The organism is Streptococcus sp. A22, assembly GCF_043674215.1.
Taxonomy (GTDB): Bacteria; Bacillota; Bacilli; order Lactobacillales; family Streptococcaceae; genus Streptococcus; species Streptococcus suis_V.
On the sequence record NZ_JBIMJQ010000002.1, the window covers coordinates 66,091 to 85,583 of the forward strand.

General features: G+C 46.2%; 17 protein-coding genes. 5 read left to right on the forward strand and 12 right to left on the reverse strand.

Translation table 11 applies throughout. From position 1 onward, the window contains the following. Window positions 1–5: 5 nt before the first annotated feature. Entirely contained in the window at window positions 6–866 is an 861-nt protein-coding gene (locus ACHBHN_RS01150) for a helix-turn-helix domain-containing protein (protein ID WP_394733468.1), read from the forward strand. Window positions 867–938: 72 nt separating this feature from the next. Here ACHBHN_RS01150 and ACHBHN_RS01155 read toward each other — a convergent pair whose 3' ends face one another. The 12 genes from ACHBHN_RS01155 to dhaS all read right to left on the reverse strand — a co-directional run bounded on the left by ACHBHN_RS01155 (window position 939) and on the right by dhaS (window position 15,847). Then, complete coding sequence (locus ACHBHN_RS01155; RefSeq protein WP_105122628.1) at window positions 939–1,199, reverse strand: type II toxin-antitoxin system RelE/ParE family toxin; 261 nt, start codon at window positions 1,197–1,199, stop codon at window positions 939–941. 1 nt (window position 1,200) lies between these two features. Then, window positions 1,201–1,422 carry a type II toxin-antitoxin system RelB family antitoxin gene (relB, locus tag ACHBHN_RS01160; RefSeq protein WP_105122627.1) on the reverse strand — a complete coding sequence of 74 codons (222 nt, stop codon included), beginning with the start codon at window positions 1,420–1,422 and terminating at the stop codon, window positions 1,201–1,203. Between the two features lie 309 nt (window positions 1,423–1,731). Next, window positions 1,732–2,517 carry an L-threonylcarbamoyladenylate synthase gene (locus tag ACHBHN_RS01165; protein WP_394733469.1) on the reverse strand — a complete coding sequence of 262 codons (786 nt, stop codon included), beginning with the start codon at window positions 2,515–2,517 and terminating at the stop codon, window positions 1,732–1,734. A gap of 338 nt (window positions 2,518–2,855) precedes the next feature. Further along, a complete protein-coding gene (gene leuD, locus ACHBHN_RS01170) occupies window positions 2,856–3,449 on the reverse strand; it encodes a 3-isopropylmalate dehydratase small subunit (RefSeq protein ID WP_394733470.1) in 594 nt (197 codons plus the stop codon). After that, on the reverse strand, window positions 3,449–4,828 hold the full coding sequence (leuC, locus tag ACHBHN_RS01175; RefSeq protein ID WP_394733471.1) for a 3-isopropylmalate dehydratase large subunit: 1,380 nt from the start codon (window positions 4,826–4,828) through the stop codon (window positions 3,449–3,451). Before leuC ends, leuD begins: the two co-directional genes overlap by 1 nt. 2 nt (window positions 4,829–4,830) lie before the next feature. Then, the gene (gene leuB, locus ACHBHN_RS01180) at window positions 4,831–5,877 is read right to left on the reverse strand and encodes a 3-isopropylmalate dehydrogenase (RefSeq protein ID WP_394732905.1); all 1,047 of its coding nucleotides are present in this window, start codon (window positions 5,875–5,877) and stop codon (window positions 4,831–4,833) included. A gap of 8 nt (window positions 5,878–5,885) precedes the next feature. Next, window positions 5,886–7,448, reverse strand: a complete 1,563-nt coding sequence (locus ACHBHN_RS01185; RefSeq protein WP_257117133.1) for a 2-isopropylmalate synthase — start codon at window positions 7,446–7,448, stop codon at window positions 5,886–5,888. A 380-nt stretch (window positions 7,449–7,828) separates the two neighbouring features. Continuing rightward, window positions 7,829–8,062, reverse strand: coding sequence for a GlsB/YeaQ/YmgE family stress response membrane protein (locus ACHBHN_RS01190; RefSeq protein WP_394732908.1), 234 nt, complete (start codon window positions 8,060–8,062; stop codon window positions 7,829–7,831). Window positions 8,063–8,270: 208 nt separating this feature from the next. After that, on the reverse strand, window positions 8,271–9,512 hold the full coding sequence (locus ACHBHN_RS01195; RefSeq protein WP_105122621.1) for an aminopeptidase: 1,242 nt from the start codon (window positions 9,510–9,512) through the stop codon (window positions 8,271–8,273). Between the two features lie 297 nt (window positions 9,513–9,809). Then, window positions 9,810–14,204 carry a PolC-type DNA polymerase III gene (locus tag ACHBHN_RS01200; protein WP_394733472.1) on the reverse strand — a complete coding sequence of 1,465 codons (4,395 nt, stop codon included), beginning with the start codon at window positions 14,202–14,204 and terminating at the stop codon, window positions 9,810–9,812. A 96-nt stretch (window positions 14,205–14,300) separates the two neighbouring features. After that, window positions 14,301–15,296, reverse strand: coding sequence for a DhaKLM operon coactivator DhaQ (gene dhaQ, locus ACHBHN_RS01205; RefSeq protein WP_105111698.1), 996 nt, complete (start codon window positions 15,294–15,296; stop codon window positions 14,301–14,303). Next, window positions 15,293–15,847, reverse strand: a complete 555-nt coding sequence (gene dhaS / locus ACHBHN_RS01210; protein ID WP_105111699.1) for a dihydroxyacetone kinase transcriptional activator DhaS — start codon at window positions 15,845–15,847, stop codon at window positions 15,293–15,295. Before dhaS ends, dhaQ begins: the two co-directional genes overlap by 4 nt. A 147-nt stretch (window positions 15,848–15,994) precedes the next feature. Here dhaS and dhaK point away from each other — a divergent pair, with 147 nt between their 5' ends. The 4 genes from dhaK (at window position 15,995) to ACHBHN_RS01230 (ending at window position 19,381) form a co-directional block, all read left to right on the forward strand. Next, on the forward strand, window positions 15,995–16,984 hold the full coding sequence (gene dhaK / locus ACHBHN_RS01215) for a dihydroxyacetone kinase subunit DhaK (RefSeq protein WP_394732911.1): 990 nt from the start codon (window positions 15,995–15,997) through the stop codon (window positions 16,982–16,984). Between the two features lie 10 nt (window positions 16,985–16,994). After that, entirely contained in the window at window positions 16,995–17,573 is a 579-nt protein-coding gene (gene dhaL / locus ACHBHN_RS01220) for a dihydroxyacetone kinase subunit DhaL (protein WP_172059185.1), read from the forward strand. Beyond that, complete coding sequence (dhaM, locus tag ACHBHN_RS01225; protein WP_125265913.1) at window positions 17,570–17,944, forward strand: dihydroxyacetone kinase phosphoryl donor subunit DhaM; 375 nt, start codon at window positions 17,570–17,572, stop codon at window positions 17,942–17,944. The genes dhaL and dhaM overlap by 4 nt, the downstream gene beginning before the upstream one ends. Window positions 17,945–18,208: 264 nt before the next feature. Further along, window positions 18,209–19,381 carry an IS110 family transposase gene (locus tag ACHBHN_RS01230; RefSeq protein ID WP_394733474.1) on the forward strand — a complete coding sequence of 391 codons (1,173 nt, stop codon included), beginning with the start codon at window positions 18,209–18,211 and terminating at the stop codon, window positions 19,379–19,381. Window positions 19,382–19,493 lie beyond the last annotated feature (112 nt).

Genomic DNA, 19,493 nt, shown 5'->3' on the forward strand with positions numbered 1-19,493 from the left:
GGGTTATGCGGTGGGATTACGGAAGTGTGTATAAGAGCATTCGGAAAAGTAAACGTTTGAGTCAGGAGCAGATTTGTGGGGATTATCTCAATCGAACGACCTTGTCACGTTTCGAGAAAAATCAAACCATTCCTAGCTACGAGCTCATGCGGTTCTTGCTCAAGCAAGTTGATATGACCTTCGAGGAGTTTGAATACCTCTGTAACTACTACCAGCCTAGCCAACGCCAACAACTGCTCTATGATATAGATAATCTCAGAAATCCAACCACTAAGACCATGGAGGATTTAATAAACCGTTGCCAGGACCACTTGAACAAAGAACCAGATGATGGTCCTATCCGTCGAAAATGCCAACTTTTAGAAACTGTAGTAGCCATTCGAAAAAGCACTTCTTTCAATCAGCTTTCCGAAGAAGCTGAAACCCTTTCTAAGCTCCTCTGGTCAGAATTGGAACGATATGACAACTGGTACCATAACGATATTATCTTGGTCGGCACTCTTCTGTCTAAGATTTCTTCACCTGATAGCCTTGAAGAAACTGCCAATCTTCTTCTTAAACGATTGGAAAAATACAAGGATTACAAGAAAATTCAACCCACTATACTGTCACATTATCGATCACTTTCTTATTTTTTCTTGGAACAAAGACAGTACAGCAAGTCTACTTTTTTTGCCACCAAACTCATGGACCTAGCCAAGCAAGAAAAACGCTATGACCAACTAGCCCGTGCCTATGTCTATCTAGGTATAGCCCAAAACAAGCAGGGATTGATGGAAAAAGGGTTACAAATCTTGGAACTGACGGACGAGCAAACTCTACTCGACAACCTCAAAAATCTTATCAAACAACACCAAACTGACTGAATCTACGGTCAGTTTTATATATGAGTACAGAAAAACGACCATTTCGGATCGTTCTACTTCATATTTCAGCTATTAATAAATGTCTCTACGATGACCAAATTCAAGTGCTAGAATAACCATCCTATCATCTTGAATATCACAAATCAGCCGATAGTCTCCAATACGATAACGCCACTCATTGGCATGATCTCCTGTTAATCCCTTGCCATGCAACCTCGGATTAACTGTACCATCTAAGTATTTATCAACCCATGCAAAGAGCAACCTTTGGATTGGCTGATCCAATTTTCTGATTTGTTTCTGTGCCTTCTTGGAATACTCTACTTGAAACATATTACAGACCAAGTTCCTTCTTGAAATCAGCATGACTGATGGTTTCAGGATCATTCTGGTACTCCTCGTAGGCTTGACGGTAAATATTCAAATCATACTCATCCTCAATATCACGCTCAAGCGCCTTCTTAAATAAACTTGAAAGACTTTGACCAGTCAATTGAGCATAGCTCTTGAAAAATACTTCTTCCTCTTTGTTTAATCGGATAGTTACTGTACTCATCATCTTACCTCACATCTATGTGTTACATTGTAACACATTTTACAGAAATTGTAAAGCAATACTAGATAGACTAGAGCAAAAAACGACCCTTTCGGATCGTTCCTATTTATAGTTTATAGTCTTCAGTTTGCTTTTAGTACTCGCTCCAACTATCTGGGAGATAGTTGGAGGTTGGAGATAAAGCGAACAAAGTTCGTATCAACAGCTGCAGGTTGCTTATACAGTCTAATGACTGTATAAAGTTGGAAATAAGGAAACGGAGTTTCCTCGTTCGTCGACGTAATAAAAGATAAACTAAATGACGATATCTTAGTAATATTCCCCTTGTCTATAATCCCAAGAGTTGAAATGGTCAGACAAGTGCATCATGATTTTATCGATGTCCAGACCCTTACGGATGACAACTGGGCATGGGCTGATAGAACGGCTGTCTGCACCTTGTTCTGGAATGAGTTTACCATCTTTGTCTACCATAGACACCATAACCCCTTGTTCATAGCGGGTTTCAACGGTCTTGTCTGGCTGGATAGATGCCACATAGTCATCCGCCTCGATAATCAAGTCTACTTTAGACGCGATACGCTCACCGATACCTTCTACCTTACCACGATTTCCCTTACCTGACGGGTTAGCAGATGAAGCGTAGACCATACGGCCTTCTTTTTCCCACATTTCCTTGGCAATCTGCTCGCCAGCCACACCAAACTTGATGACAAAGCATGAAGTCCCACGAACGTCGGTCATCAACTCTTCACGACCATCGCCATAAGCCTGCAACTTAGCGTAAGCCTCTGGTTTCCACGGCAGGATACAACCCAACAAAATGTCCTCATCCCAATGTTTTTGGTAGAAGGCATCAATCTCAGGAGTCAACTGAGCCAACTCACGAAGCTCCTCCATGCTACCACAAAGGACAACGCCAGGCTTATTACGCTTGCGCCCTTTAGCGTCAAACTTCCGTTCCAAACCAGCCTTGTCGGCAGTCATGATAATATAACCAACCTTAGTCGGGCAGACAATCACGCCTCCCTCACCCTTAATAATGTCAAAACCTTCTTGTGAAAGTGCGCCATCCCAGTGAATTTGTTTCGTCATAATAGTTTCCTCTTTTCTTTTGTTCCATAGCAGAGCGATCTGCTAGTTTTCTAGTATTTCGTAGGAGTCTTTCAGTTTGCTTTTAGTACTCGCTCCAACTATCTGGGAGATAGTTGGAGGTTGGAGATAAAGCGAACAAAGTTCGCATCAACAGTTGCAGACAGCTTCAACAGTCAGAGTAGTGACTGTTAAAGTTTAGAAATCATACTTACGATAGTAAGTAACGCTTGTAAATTACGGCAAAGCGAGTTCAAATAATGATGAAATTATTTGAAGTTGGAAATAGGGAAACGGAGTTTCCTCGTTCGTCGCAGTAATAAAAGATAAAATGAAAGACTCTATTCTTGCCAATAACTTGGCCGATTCCTCTCATACTCCTCAATCAACTCCTGATACTGAAGGGTAATTCCAATATCATCTAGACCGTTGAGTAATTTATGTTTCCAATCTGCATCGATCTCAAAATCAAATTCTCCGACTGGAGAGAGGATTTTTTGCTGGTAGAGATCGACAGTCACCTCATCAGTCGATGCCAGCGCAGCCAATTTCTCCCGAACCTCCCAGGGCTGAACGATTGGCAAGATGCCATTGTTGAGATCATTGTTATAATGAATATCCCCGAAGGAGCCTGCAATGATAACCTTGAAACCATAGTCAGCCAGAGCCCAAGCGGCATGTTCTCTAGACGAACCTGCCCCAAAGTTATCCCCTGTAATCAAGATCGTTGCCTGACGATATGGTGCAGTATTGAAGATAAAATCCGGGTCCTCAGTGTACTTGTTATCCAGATAACGCCACTCATACATGAGGTACTTGCCAAAACCCTTCTTGTCAATCAGTTTAAGAAACTGCTTGGGCAAAATCTGATCGGTATCAATGTTGTCATTCATGAGCGGAACGGTCGTCCCAGAGTAGATTGTAAACTTTTCCATCAGACCACCTCCAATTCACGAACATCTACAAAGCGTCCTGCAATAGCTGCCGCTGCTGCCATGGCTGGACTACAAAGATGGGTTCGCGATCCAACACCCTGTCGATCCTCAAAGTTTCGGTTACTAGTCGATGCGCAGTGGACACCTGTCGGCACCTTGTCTGGGTTCATCCCCAGACACATGGAGCAACCAGGATCCCGCCATTCAAAGCCAGCTTCCAAGAAAATCTTGTCTAAGCCTAGTGCTTCTGCAGCTGACTTAACCGGCCTCGAACCAGGAACCACAATTGCAGTCACATGATTTGCCACACGTTTGCCTTCAACAATCTTTGCGGCCACCTGCAAGTCAGAAAGACGGGCATTGGTACAGGACCCCAGGAAAACATAGCCAATTTCAATATCCTTTGGACTTTGTCCAGGCTGTAAGTTCATGTACTTATACGCTCGTTCATCATTCATATCGCGAACTTCAGGAAAGGTCTCATCAAAGGATACCCCCATGGAAGGGTTGGTTCCCCATGTTACCATCGGTGCTAGATTCGAAACATCCATTTCGATAACCTTGTCATAAACTGCATCCGGGTCGGATACCAATGTCTTCCAATCAGCCACCGCTGCCTCAAAGTCTTTGGGGCGTTTTTCCTTGTCCGCTAGATAATCAAAAGTGGTTTGATCAGGGTTCATAATCCCCATCTTGGATCCGAACTCGATGGACATGTTACAAATCGTCATCCGTTCTTCCATGGTCAGAGCATCAATAGCCTCACCCACATACTCGACTATATAACCAACCCCTAGTGCCACACCATACTTAGCAATCAATGCTAAGACATAATCCTTGGAGTATATCCCCTTTTTCGGCTTACCAGTAAACCGTACTAAGAGCTTTTTGGGTTTGACTTGCCACAGGGTTTGAGTTGCAAAGACATGCTCTACTTCTGTTGTCCCAATCCCAAAGGCAATGGCGCCGAAAGCCCCGTGGGTTGCCGTATGGCTATCTCCACAGACGATGAGTTTCCCTGGCTGAGTCAAGCCAGTCTCTGGCCCCACCATATGGACAATGCCTTGATTGGCAGACCCATGTGGCGCATGTGGAATACCGAATTCCACCACATTGCGAGCTAAGGCATCCATCTGAGCCTTGGAAATGACATCACGAATATCATAGATATTAACCGTTGGAACATTGTGGTCAAATGTACCAAAGGTCAACTCTGGCCGACGGACCTGACGTCCAGCCTCTCGCAAACCATCAAAAGCCTGGGGACTGGTCACCTCATGGATATAGTGTTGGTCCACATAAAGGAGCTGGGGCTGACCTTCCTGCCCTGTAATCACATGGCGGTCCCAGAGCTTATCAAAAATAGATTTACCACTCATATCTACCCACCTCCAATCTGGGCAATAATGGCCTCCGTCATTTCTTTGGTAGAGGCAGTGCCACCTAGATCTTTAGTGAAGATACCCTGTGCAAAGACCGCTTCAACGGCTTGGCGAATGGTTTGACCAGCTTGAGCCAAATCAAAACTTTCTTCTAGCATCATGGCGACAGATAGAATCATACTGACAGGATTGGCAATGCCCTGGCCAGCAATATCTGGTGCCGAACCATGGATAGGTTCATAAAGACTAGGACCTGCCACCGCATGACTGGCTGACGGCAAGACGCCCAAGGTTCCTGTCAAAACACTCGCCTCATCTGACAAAATATCGCCGAAGAGATTTTCCGTTACCAGAACATCAAAGCGACTAGGATTGGTAATCAAGAGCATGGCTGCGCTGTCGACCAACTGGTGTTCCAAGACCACATCTGGATAGTCCTTAGCCACCTCATCCGCTACCTTACGCCATAATTTTGACGTCGCCAGTACATTTTGTTTATCAATGCTGGTGACTTTTTTTCGTCTTTTTTGGGCTAGGTCAAAGGCAGAGCGGACAACTCGTTCGATTTCCTCAACTTGATAGGTATTGCTATCGCTGGCTTGGTCAGTTCCAAGGATATGCTCTCCAAAATAAATCCCGCCTGTCAACTCCCGTACCATGACCAAATCTACACCGTCCAAGCGTTCCGCTTTCAGTGGAGAATGGTTTTTGAGACTGTCAAAAATCTTAACAGGACGGATATTGGCAAAGAGCTGCAATTCCTTGCGGAGCTGGAGCAGGCCTTGCTCTGGACGAACCGCTGCACCGTCATACTGGGGGGCTCCAATGGCCGCTAGTAAAATCGCATCGGCCGTCCGACAGGCTGCCAAGGTTTGGTCTGGCAAGGGATGACCGGCCTGGTCAATGGCCGCTCCACCAAAGGCATGCTCCTCAACCAAATAGTCAAAGCCGACCTTCTTGGCAACTGTCGCTAAGACCTCTAGACCTGCACCCATGATTTCTGGTCCAATACCATCACCAGACAAGGCTACAATTTTTTTCGTCATACTTCCTCCTAGATGTGTGGTAAGTCTTTCTCTGATAGTTTCCTATCTATCTGTCCGCTATTTTCTTTCTGTACCATGACATTGGCATGAATATAGGCAATGGCCGAAGCCTTCAGTACGTCAAAGTCAATACCAGAGGCATTGAAGATAGTTTCCGTTGCCTTGTTTTCTACAGCAACCAGTACACGAGCTTGGGCATCGATACCGTCAGTAATAGCGTCGATATGATACCGTTCCAAGCTGATTTCCTGCTGGAAGAATTGGTCAATGGCATTAAAGACAGCCTCAACCGAGCCCTTGCCTGACTCTGCAACAACCACTTCTTCCTCATCTTGATTGATGAAAATGACCTGAGCCTGAATACTTCCGTCAGACTGACTATCCAAACGCAAATCTTTAAATTGGAAGCCATCACGATTGCTGATTTCTGTCCCAGCTACCAAGGCACGAATATCTGCATCCGTGATTTTTTCCTTCTTGTCTGCCAGGTTTTTGAAACGAGCAAACAAGCTAGTAACGTCTCCTTCTTCAAAATACAAGTCTAATTCCTTCAGTTTTTCCACAAAGGCATGGCGTCCAGATAGTTTACCCAGTGGCAGAGAATTTTTCTTGACCCCTACCAACTCAGGTGTAATGATTTCATAGGTCAATGGATTTTTCAAGACACCATCTTGGTGGATACCTGACTCGTGTGAGAAGGCATTGCCACCGACCACTGCCTTATTGCGTGGAATGGCAATTCCAGAAAAGCGAGAGACCAATTCCGAAGTATTAAGGGTTTCCTTGAGGACAATGGGACTGGTTACGCCATAAAAATCTTTCCGAATTTCAAGGGCTACAGCCACCTCTTCCAGTGCCGCATTTCCAGCCCGCTCCCCAATACCATTGATAGTACCCTCGACACGACCAGCTCCATTTTTAATAGCTGAAAGGGTGTTGGCAACAGCCATACCTAGGTCATTATGGCAATGGGGACTGAAAATAATCTCACGGTCCGATTTGACATTAGTTGTCAGATAACGGAAAATTTCACCGTAGTGTTGTGGAGTGGTAAAACCAACTGTGTCTGGAATATTGATGTAAGTCGCACCCGCATCTACCGCTGTTTGCACCACTTGAAGCAAGTAATCCAACTCCGTCCGCGTCGCATCTTCTGGCGAGAACTCGACTACCTCAAAACGCTCACGGGCATAGCTGACATGTTCAGTGATTTGCACCAAAATTTCTTCTTTGGTCTTTTGCAGTTTAAATTCACGATGGATGGGACTGGTAGCAATAAAAACATGGATCTGCGGATACTTGGCATCTTTCAGAGCCTCATAACAAGCATCAATGTCTGATTTGACTGACCGAGCCAATCCTGTCACAGCCGTCTTGGTCATCGCCGCCGCAATCTGACGGACCGCTTCAAAAGAATCAGGACTGGCCGCTGGGAAACCCGCTTCGATAGCAGAAATCCCCCATTTTTCCAACTGCTTGGCAATGGTCACTTTTTCCTTGATAGAAAAATTCACACCCGGCGTCTGTTCACCATCCCGTAAAGTCGTATCTAAAAATTCAATCACACGCATAAGAATACCTTTCTAAATAACCCTAACCTTACTATTAGGTTCTTTTTCTTAGTTTTGTAAGTAAACCAAGTAAAAAAGAAAACACCTCGAGGACTCCTACCCGCGAGATGTTGTCAACAGCGCCCGCTTGGTAAGCCAAACAGGACTAATGCATTCTTTCAGCACTAGCCCGACCGTCGCAACAACAAAGCAAAGAATTTTGTAGTGACAGGTTTCATTTGACTTTTCCTCTCTGTATTTTACTTGTTGTCTATGATAACGCACTTTTTTTCACTTGTCAACAGAAAAATGGAAATTTTCTGAAAAATCCGAACAATGCGTCAATTTGCACAAATTCAGGCAATGAAAACCGTGCTCCAATTGAAGCACGGTTCAGGTGTTTAGTTCCGTCTAGAACTAGAAAAAATTGCCACCAATAAAACGGCTCCTAAAACAGATGGTACAACTGCCATTTCGCCGAATTGTGGACCCCAATCACCAAAGAGCAACTGTCCAATCCATGAACCTGAAAGACCAAGGATAATATTTCCCAGACAGCCACGACGGTCATCTGATGAGGTCAAAGCCCCAGCAATTAAGCCAATAATAGCACCTGCGATAATACTTGATAACATTCTGTATTCCTCCTTATTTACAAAATGGGAGTGGGAAAGAACTCGACTAGGTCAAAAAGAGTTCGTCTTCCCACCCCCGCACAGTTGATTAGGTCAGATTTGGAGTGCAAAACACGAACAAATCTGCCAATCAACCACTGCGCTGAGATGTTGATACGAACTCTGAGAAGTGATCCTGGGCTTTTTGCCCAGTTTCATTCAAATATCATTAGATAGCCCACTCGCCGTCACGGAAGATTGGTACACGGGTTCCATCTTCACGGATACCGTCAATGTTCATCTTGTTGGAACCAATCATGAAGTCCACATGGACATCTGAACGGTTGAGACCAGCTTCTTTCAGCTCTTCTTGGCTCATTTCTGTACCACCTTCGATAGAGAAGGCATAGGCTTGACCAATCGCCAAGTGGTTTGAGGCATTTTCATCAAAGAGAGTGTTGAAGAAAGTCACACCTGATTGAGAGATTGGGCTCTTGTCTGGCACAAGGGCAACTTCACCGAGACCGCGTGCACCGGCATTGTCAAAGACCAATTTCTTCATGACTTCATCGCCTTTTTCAGCCGTTACATCCACGATTTCACCATCTTTGAAGGTTACTTTGATGCCTTCGATGATGTTACCGTTGTAGCTGAGTGGTTTTGTAGAAGTTACATAGCCGTCTGCCACACGGTAGTCAGGTGCTGTGAAGACCTCTTCTGTTGGCATGTTGGCAATAAAGTGCTCACCTTGGGCATTGATCGATCCAGCTGCTTCCCACAAGTGATTTTTCGGCATACCGAGTACCAGGTCAGTTCCTGGTGCTGTATAGTGTAATTTGACAAACTGCTCGTCGTTAAGAACCTTAGCCTTAGCCACCAAGCGTGCCTCGTGCTCTTCCCAAGCTTTGATTGGATCTTCTTCGTAGATACGGCAGGTCTTAAAGATTTGGTCCCAAAGGAGGTCCACTGCCTCCTCGTCAGAGGCTGCATTTGGGAAGACTTTTTTAGCCCATTCCAAACCAGAGGCTGCACCAAGTGTCCAGCTGATTTTGTTGGCTTGCGTTGCTTGACGCATTGGGTTCAAGGCCTGGCTAAGAGCACGGGCGTTGCGAGACAATTTCTCTGGATCCACACCGTCGTAAGCACCTGGATCATCTGACAAGACCACCAAACGGCTTGCCTTGCGCTCCAAGAGGTAGTTCATTTCTGTAATGCGTTGTGGGTGAACCTGTTCCAAGAGTTCTACATCGACATTAACCAAACGCTCACGCGCAATCACATCGTCCAACCAGTTGACCAAGACTTCAGCCGCACCGTGCGCATAAGCCTCTTTAACAATTAAACGAGCCAATTCAGCCTGTTCCACACCGATTGTCAATTGCACCGTGTGACCTGGCTGCACATTGATACCAGTTGAAACCAAGAGTTTCGCATATTTAGCGAGATTTTCTTTAAAATTTGGTAGTACCATTTTATTCTCCTTTGAAATGTAATACTAGATTATTGTACCATATTTTCTCATTTTTCTGACAAAAAAAACAAAGCCCTCCAATCCAAAGATTAGAGGGACTTGGCAACAAATAAATTTGGGAGGCGATAATCAGGAATACACTATCTTAGCCATTCCGTAGGTAGCTCAAACAGTCTGGGGGACTGTTTGAGGAGTAAACCCAGAAACAAGAAAGTTTACTACCGTCCGACATCATCTCAGGAAAGTCTGAAAAGAGATTTTGTCTACAAACTCTTTTCATTTTCTTCCTGACTATTTTTAAAACAAATCATCAAAGAGGCTGAGTTGGTTATCCTCTGGCATTTTACCGAGGATACCCATCTCGTCCATTTTTTCAACCAGCGTTGTGGACAAGCCACCCCGTTTGCGGAGCTCTGTTTTGGAAAGGAATTCCCCTTCTTCACGGGCTGCAACCAATTGCTTGGCTACGTTTTCACCCAGACCGTCCATGGCTACAAAAGGCGGTATCAAGGTATCCTCTTCAATCAAAAACTCGGTCGCATGGGACTTGTAGAGGTCCAGCTTGCCAAACTTGAAGCCACGCTCCAGCATTTCATTGACCAATTCTAGGGTAGTATAGAGATCTTGCTCGACGTTGGAGGCCTCGTTATTCTTCTTCTTGAGGGTGATTTCTTCCATCTTGGCCTTGACCCGGTCCAAACCACCTGACATCGTCGCCAAATCAAAGGCCTTGGCACGGATAGAGAAATAGGCCGTGTAGTAATAAAGCGGATGATGAACCTTGAAGTAGGCTACCCGCAGGGCCATCATAACGTAGGCCGCCGCATGGGCTTTGGGGAACATGTACTTGATTTTTCCACAGGATTCGATGTACCAGTCCGGCACCTTATTGTCCTTCATGGCTTGGATGTAGCCGTTGCGCTCTTCCTCGGAAATTTTCAGCCAGAGGCCCTTCCGCACCCGCTCCATGATGTTAAAGGCCATTTTCGGTGGCAAACCAGCATGCATGAGATAGACCATAATGTCATCCCGACAGCCGATGACGGTGGATAGGTCGGCAATTCCCGCCTTGATCAAATCCTGGGCATTGCCCAACCATACGTCCGTACCGTGAGATAGTCCAGACAGCTGGAGTAATTCAGAGAAGGTGGTCGGCTTGGTTTCCTCCACCATGCCTCGAACGAAGTTGGTCCCAAACTCGGGAATCCCCAACATACCGGTCGGTGTGCCAATCTGCTCTGGGGTAACTCCCAGAATTTCCGTGCCAGAAAAGAGGGCCATGACACCTGGGTCATCCGCCGGAATAGTCTGTGGATCGATGCCAGACAAGTCCTGCAATTTACGAACCATGGTCGGGTCATCGTGCCCTAGGACATCGAGCTTGAGAACGTTCTCGTCAATATCGTGGAAGTTGAAGTGAGTAGTCTGCCAGTTGGCGGTCACATCATCGGCCGGGTACTGAACAGGCGTAAAGTCATAGACATCCATGTAATCAGGGAACACGATAATCCCCCCTGGATGCTGGCCTGTCGTCCGTTTGACACCAGCCACTCCTGCCGCTAAGCGCTCCACCTCTACATCACGGTAGAATTTACCATAATCCCGCTCATAGCCACGGACAAAACCGTAGGCTGTCTTGGCCGCAACCGTACCTACCGTTCCTGCCCGAAAGGCATTTTCCGCGCCGAAAATATCTCGCACATCCAAGTGGGCAGAGGGCTGGTCATCACCAGAGAAGTTCAAGTCAATATCGGGTACCTTGTCCCCATCAAAACCAAGGAAGGTCTCGAAGGGAATATCCTGTCCGTCCTTGTTGTACTTGTTGCCACACTGGGGACAAGGCTTATCCGGCATATCGAAGCCCGAACCATAGGAACCGTCTGTGATAAATTCACTATGCTGGCAGTTGGGGCAGACATAGTGAGGAGGCATAGGGTTTACTTCCGTAATCCCAATCATGGTAGCAACGAAACTGGAGCCGACAGACCCCCGTGAACCAACCAGATAGCCTCGTTCATTTGACCGTTGCACCAACATCTGCGATGCCAGGTAAATCACGGCGAAGCCATTACCCAGAATGGACGTCAACTCCTTCTCAATCCGCAGATCGATAATATCTGGCAGAGGATTGCCATAAATCTCGAAAGCCTTCTGGTAGGTCAACTCCGCCACTGTCTCTTCTGCCTTTTCAATATAGGGCGTGTAGAGGTCAGTCTTGACCACTTCCACATCCTCGAAACGGTCCAGCATGGCATTTGGATTAGTGATGACAATCTCACGCGCCTGCGCCTCGCCTAGGAAGGCAAATTCATCCAGCATTTCACTGGTAGTACGGAAATGCGCCTTGGGCAGGGGAGCAGGCTGGGCAGTCTCACCATTGCCGATAGTCCAGTTAATCGGCGAACTTTGGCCCAAGGCCCGCACAATAATTTCACGATAAATTTCTTCCTCGGGGTCAATATAGTGGACATTACCCGTCGCAAGAACAGGCAGATTAGCCCTGCGACCGACCTCAATCAACTGCTTGATGGTCTCCTCAATCTCGCCCATGTTCTTGAATTGCTCCTTGGCAATCATGGGCGCGTAGAGAGCTGGAGGCATGACCTCGATAAAGTCATAGTAGGTAGCCTTCTTAACCGCATCGTCAATGCCCTTGGACAAGAGTTCGTCGAAGATTTCACCCTCTTGGCAGGCCGTTCCCAAAATCAAGCCTTCTCGATGAGCATCCAGCACCGTCCGCGGAATCCGAGGAACACCCTCAAAATACTGGGTATTGGACAGGGAAACCAGCTTGAAGATATTTTTCAGCCCGACCTGATTGATCACATAGACCGTCGCATGCTTGACGCGGGCTTTTTTGTAGGAATCCTCAGCAATCAGGTCACGATTGAGCTGATTGAGATTGGTAATAGCGTGCTTTTCGAGTGCATCTTTCAAGAAAATAAAGAGTAGACGACCAGTCGCCTCGGCATCGTAGTTGGCCATGTGGTGGTGCTCCAAGGCAACCCCAAACCGCTTGGTCAGCGGCCCCAAACCGTGCCGTTTGAAATCTGGATAGAGATTGCGGGCAAATTCCAGCGTATCAATGACCGGCTGCGTAATGGTCGGCAGACCCGCCCGTTCATAGTTGACATCCATAAAGCCGACGTCAAAGCTGGCATTGTGGGCAACCAGAACGCTGTCCTGACAGAATTCCTGAAACTCCCGCAGGACCTGCTCCAAGGGCTTGGACCCCTGCACATGCTGGTCCGTAATTCCCGTCAACTCGGTCGTGAACTGGCTGAGTGGGTGCCCCGGATCAATAAATTCATCAAATTCTGCAATGATATTGCCCTTGTACATCTTAGATGCCGCAATCTGAATCAGAGCATTGTTGACCGCAGAAAGTCCGGTCGTCTCCACGTCAAAGACTACATAAGTCGCATCTAACAAAACCAAATCCGTCTCATTGTAGACAATAGGCACCGAGTCCTCAACGATATTGGCCTCCATCCCGAAAATCGGCTTGATACCCGCTTTTCTGGCAGCGTGGTAACCATGAGGGAAGGACTGGACATTGCCGTGGTCGGTAATAGCAACCGCCTTGTGCCCCCAGGCTGCAGCCCGTGCCACCAAGTCCTCAACGGCAGGAAGGGCATCCATGGTTGACATGTTGGTATGGGCATGAAATTCGACCCGTTTCTCACCTTCTGGCATCAGGTCCTTGCGGATTTCCTTCTTGACTTCTTGGATTTCCTGGACATTCATGGTCAGATCACGGGTGAAATTGTTGGTCTCCACATTTCCCCGCACCCGGAGCCATTGCCCCTTCTTTATCATGCTAAATTTCTGGGCCTCTTCCTCATTTTTAGCCCATTTTTGCAGGGTAAACGAAGAGGTATAGTCGGTCATCTTGAAGTTGATAATGACCCGTCCCGTCTTGGTTGTCTTGTGCTCCGCTTCAAAGACTAGCCCCTCAAAGACCACGCGGTTTTCCTCACTGTCAACCTCAATCATAGGCGTAATCTCCGCCTTATCGATGGCTACCTTGGCAGGCCGGTTGGTCTTCTTATATTCTGGGACAAATGGCTGAGCTGCCTCTGGTGGTGGCGCCATCTGTGCTAGTTGTTCCAGAGCAGCCAGATTTTCCTCATTGGCCTGCTGGTAAATTTGCTCATTCTGATTCTGGAAGTCCGCAGCCTGTTGCTCGGTCATGGTTTGACAAACTTCGATGTCCACCTTGAGATTTGCAAAGCCAAAACGGGCGTATTGCTCGACTAGATTTGGCAGATGATTCTTGCGAAAATGAACCGTGTCAATGGTTTCAGGTCCCTTGATCCAGAGAACACCATCCCGATAGACGACTTCCAGCGGCTGAAAGAGGGCCTTGAAACCAGCACTCTGGCAGAGCTCCTCCGTAAAGGCCTCCGGATAGTAGGCCACCAGCAAGTCACCGTCGTAGGCTTCCAAATCCGTCACAATGGCAAAACGGACCCTATTGCCCATCTTTTCAAACTCAGTAGCTAGCCTTGCCTTGAAAAGCTGATAATCCAGAAGGGGCAAGGGAGCAGGTAAGCGGAAGGTAAATTCCCAGAGCTTGCTGACCTTGTGAAGGACAACCTTCTCAATCTTTCCAGATGAAAAAGCCTCTGATTGCCGAGCATCAAGAGGCATATTGATCTGTTGGAGCAAGAGTTGAAATTTATCTGACATGTTGATTTCCTTTGAATGTTGTTAGGAGTATTTTACCACAATCCAGCCCAATTTTCGAGGGGAAGACTATGGCAAGTCCTGACCACATTCACCTTTCTACCAGGCAGCCGCATCCGTATCCGCTAGCAGATAATCCAGCCACTTACGGTCTTTCAAGCGACAGAGGGTCACCGAAATCCCAGCCATGTCTAAGCTGGTCATCAATCTTCCCTGCTTGATAAAAGGAAGCTGCAGGCCCTGCAAATCTAGAAATTGGCAGATAGCATTCGTGAAGATTCCCAATTCCAACTCTGAAACGGTACCCAAATTGTTGACCAAAAGGATATAATCTTCACCCTCTCGCCAGTGGAATTTTATCTTTAATTTGTTGACGATTTCATTGGCCAACTGCTCAGCCGATTCAAAAGTGACCGTCCGGTAACCTTCCTCCCCGTGAATCCCCATGCCATAGGAAATCTTGCCCTTTTCCAGCTGAAAGAGGGGTTGGTCATGCCCAGGAAAATGAGCAGACCTGGTCGCAAAGCCAATGGTAGCAATCTCCGTCGCCAATTCTAGGCCAAGGGCCTCCAGTTCAGCCAAACTGGCCCCAGCCTGAGCCGCAGCACCTAAGATTTTATGCAAGAAAATAGTGCCAGCCAGCCCCCGATGCCGCATCTGAAATTGCTTTTTGGGCTCGACAGAAATATCATCGTGGGAAACAATATAGCGGACATCGATTCCTTCCTGACGCGCCTGTTTAATGGCCTGGCCGAAGTCTGCTAAATCAGCCTCGAAATTCTTGACAATGACAAAGACACCCTGCCCTCTATTGATATGGCGGATAGCTCTTAAAATCTGCTCTGGAGTCGGCGGAATAAAGATTTTCCCATAGACAGCGGCAGTCAGCATACCCTGGCCGACAAAACCAATATGGGCCGGTTCATGCCCGGAACCACCACCCGACAAAATCGGCACCCGGTCCTCGGCCTGATGTTTATCCACAATAATGGGATAATTCTCCAGTTGCTCCAAATGAGGATGAGCCAGCAAGAGCCCATCTATATAGGATTGTAGCAAATCTTCCTCCTGATAAAATAGTGGCAATTGACTCATTGTCCTCTCCCTCCTTCAAGTGATTGCAACAAGACGGAAACTAGGTTCCGATAGGAAGTATGTAGCTGGCGATGGGGGTCAACCACCCCCGCCTCAATAAAGCCCACCAAACCCTTAGTATGGTAGTCTAATAGGAAGAGCCTTAACGCCCCTACTACCTCTACCTCTTGCTTAACAGACCACTCATCTATAATTTTTTCCAGCAAAAGCCTAACATAGTCAGATAAATAGCTCCTGAAGTCATTCTGCTCATTGACTGAAAAAATCCGTGCATAAAAAGACTGGTTGCTGTCGAAATAGTAAAGTAACTCATCCAACAACTTCCATCCACTAATATAATTCAAATTATCCGTAATCTGCTCTTCCAGCTCCGTCTTAAAAATCCAATCTAAGAGCTCATACTTGTCTAGGAAATGATTGTAGAAGGTCTGGCGACGGATAGCAGCCTCCTGCATAACCTCTACCACAGACACCTTCTCAAATCCCTTTTCAATCAACTGCTTTTTAAATGCCTTTGCGATGCGCTTTTTGGTCAGCAATGAAGTGCCCATGCTGCCTCCCTTCTGGTCTCTCCTATCTTATTATACATTATCAGATACACTTATGTAAAAAAAGGGACAAAATTGACCAATTGTCCCTTTAATTTGTCTACACAATACAATATAATAATCTTAGTATTATATCACGGAGGTTTTCTCATGAAAAAAATTATCAATCAACCTGAAAATGTTGTTGACGAAATGCTCAATGGCCTGGTCTTTATGCACAATGACCTGGTAGAACGTCTAGAGGGCTTTGAAGTCATAGTCCGCAAGGCAGAAAAGACTGGCAAGGTCGGTATCATCTCTGGAGGAGGCTCTGGCCACGAACCATCTCATGCAGGCTTTGTCGGTAAAGGTATGCTGTCTGCTGCTGTCTGTGGCGCAGTATTTACCTCCCCAACACCGGACCAAATCCTAGAGGCAATCAAGGCAGCTGATGAAGGTGCCGGGGTCTTCATGGTCATCAAGAACTACTCTGGTGACATCATGAACTTTGAAATGGCCCAAGAATTGGCAGAAATGGAAGGCATCGAGGTTGCAAGTGTAGTTGTCGACGATGATATTGCCGTGGAAAATAGCCTCTATACCCAAGGTCGACGCGGGGTTGCTGGAACCATCCTAGTTCATAAAATTCTCGGACATGCTGCTGAACAAGGCCAGTCTCTCACTGCCATCAAAGAGTTGGCCGACAAATTAGTTCCACAGATTAAGACAATTGGTCTGGCCCTATCTGGTGCAACCGTTCCTGAAGTAGGAAAACCTGGCTTCGTTTTAGAAGAAGATGAGTTTGAATATGGGGTCGGCATCCACGGCGAACCTGGCTATAAGAAGGAAAAATTGCAACCGTCCGCAACATTGGCAGCCGAATTGGTTGAAAAATTAGCTCAAGGCTTTGAGCTCAAAGAAGGCGAACATTACGGTCTTCTCATCAATGGTCTAGGCGCAACCCCACTCATGGAGCAGTATGTCTTTGCCAACGACGTAGCTAAACTATTGCTGGAAAAAGGCATTGAGGTAGACTACAAGAAAATCGGCGATTACATGACATCAATTGATATGGCTGGCCTATCATTGACCCTTATAAAATTAGAAGAACCAAGCTGGCTAGAGGCTCTAAACGCCCCTGTACAAGTAGCCGGCTGGTAGGAGAAAAACTATGGATGTAAGAACAGCATTGGCTTGGATGACACGATTCAACGAAAAAATTCAAGCAAACAAGGATTACCTAAGCGAGCTGGACACCCCTATTGGTGATGGTGACCATGGAGGCAATATGGCCCGTGGGATGGCTGCTGTTATGACTGAACTGGATGGCAAGGAATTTGCCAGTGCGGACCAGATTTTCAAAATTGTAGCCATGCAACTGCTCAGTAAGGTAGGTGGTGCCTCTGGTCCCCTCTACGGTTCGGCCTTTATGGGTTTGTCCAAGGCTAGCCAAGCTGGTGCTGAACTGGCTTCTATGTTACAAGAAGGCCTGGATATGATTCAAAAACGCGGCAAGGCGGATCTGGGCGAAAAAACCATGGTCGACGTCTGGACCCCTGTCATCTCTGCCATTAGGGAAGACAAACTCACTCCTAATCTGATTCAGGAAATTGTCCAAGCTACTGCTGATACACTTGCGACTAAGGGACGTGCTTCCTATGTTGGCGAACGTTCTGTCGGCCACATCGATCCTGGTTCTTACTCATCTGGCCTACTCTTTGAATCCCTCCTGGAGGTGACAGGTTCATGACAAAAACTGGCATCTTACTAGTCTCCCATTCCAAAAATCTTGCCCAGGGGATTATCGATTTAGTCTCGGAAGTAACTCAGGACGTTTCTTTGACCTACTGCGGTGGCTTGGAGGATGGTTCAATCGGCACTAGCTTTGAGACCGTCCAGGAAAAGTTAGAAGAAAATGATGCAGACACCATCTTAGCCTTTTTCGACCTAGGAAGCGCTCGGATGAATATCGAAATGGTTGCTGATTTTTCAGAAAAAGAAGTCCTGATTCAGACTGTTCCCGTCGTTGAAGGCTGCTATACAGCTGCCGCTCTCCTACAGGCAGGAGCCGATTTAGAAACCATTCTGCACCAATTACAGGAGCTTGAAATCAAAAAATAGATTCATTATTAAAAGAGCCTGGGCAAGACATCCATGATGGCTTCGCCCTCACCCACAGAATAATGAAAACGAACATAAAGCCCTCACTAGGTGTATAATCTTAGTGAGGGCTTTGTGGTTGACGACTTAATGATTCTAATAATCGAGGGCAAAACTGATCCACTCTACTGACGAGCACCCCAAAATATGCGATAGGCATGAGTATAAAAATACGACTAAAAATCAGTAGATAAGCTCTCTAATTTTTAGAAGGAGGGAATTGTCATGGATGTTCTCTATCAATCTTGTGCAGGTATTGATATCCATCAAGCCAATATCGTTGTCTGTATCCTACACGGACCACTCACCTCAACTCGTCCAAAGCGTGAGATGGCTACGTTTGATACAACGACTAAAGGCCTACGTGCTTGCCACGATTTTCTCAGTCAATTTCATGTGGAAGCTGTTGGTATGGAAAGTACAGGTGTTTATTGGCGACCTGTCTGGCATGCTCTATGTGATGACTTCAAGTTGATACTCGCTCAACCAGCCCACATGAAGGCTATTCCAGGTCAGAAAACCGACAAGAAGGATGCTCACTGGATTGCCAAATTAACACGAATTGGTCTGCTTCCTCGGAGTTTCGTTCCCGATGAAACCATTCAAGAATTGAGGGAGTTGACCAGACAACGAAAACATTATGTTGAAAGTCGCAATCGAGAAACAAACCGTATCCATAAAATTCTTCAATCAGGTGGTATCAAGCTAACAACCTATATCGAAGATATAATGGGACTATCTGGTCGCAATCTCCTTCAGCTACTGGTTGATGGGACGCCTATCACACCTCGCATTGTCCATCAATCAGTTTACACCAGCTTGAAGAAGAAAGTACCGCAGCTTATGGAAGCCTTGGATGGCTATTTTTCTGACCATCACCGCTTTATGTTAAAGCAGTCATTGGAGATTTATGATTTTTATCAGAAGCAGATTGGGTTGTTGGAAGAGCGAATGAATGTCTATCTATCACAATATGAAAACCATGTAGAAATATTGGATTCCATCCCAGGCATTGAGGTCATTACAGCATCCGTTATTATTTCTGAGGTTGGTGTTGACATGAGTCAGTTTCCTACTGCTGGACATTTAGCTTCTTGGGCTGGACTTTGTCCAGGTAATAATGAGAGTGCTGGTAAAAAACGAAGTACCAAGATTCGACACGGAAATTCTTATTTGAAGAAATGTTTATGCCAAGCCGCTTTCGCCGCTAGGAACCAAAAAGGTAGTACTCTAGCTGAACGATTTTATCAGATTCAAAGTCGGCGTGGTTCACAAAAAGCAACAATTGCCCTTGCACATCAATTATTAAAAATAGCTTATATCCTCTTACAAGAGCAGATAACGTATCCTGAATTTTTAGCACAGAAAAAGACTACTAGGGACGAGCTAGTAGCCTAACATAAAAAAATTTCACTTTGATTATATCATAGGGAAGGAGTTTTTGCATTCTTTTGAGTTTTCGTATAAAAGCCTAGGCTCGCTTTCTTTAGTTTGTGTCAACATCTCAGCG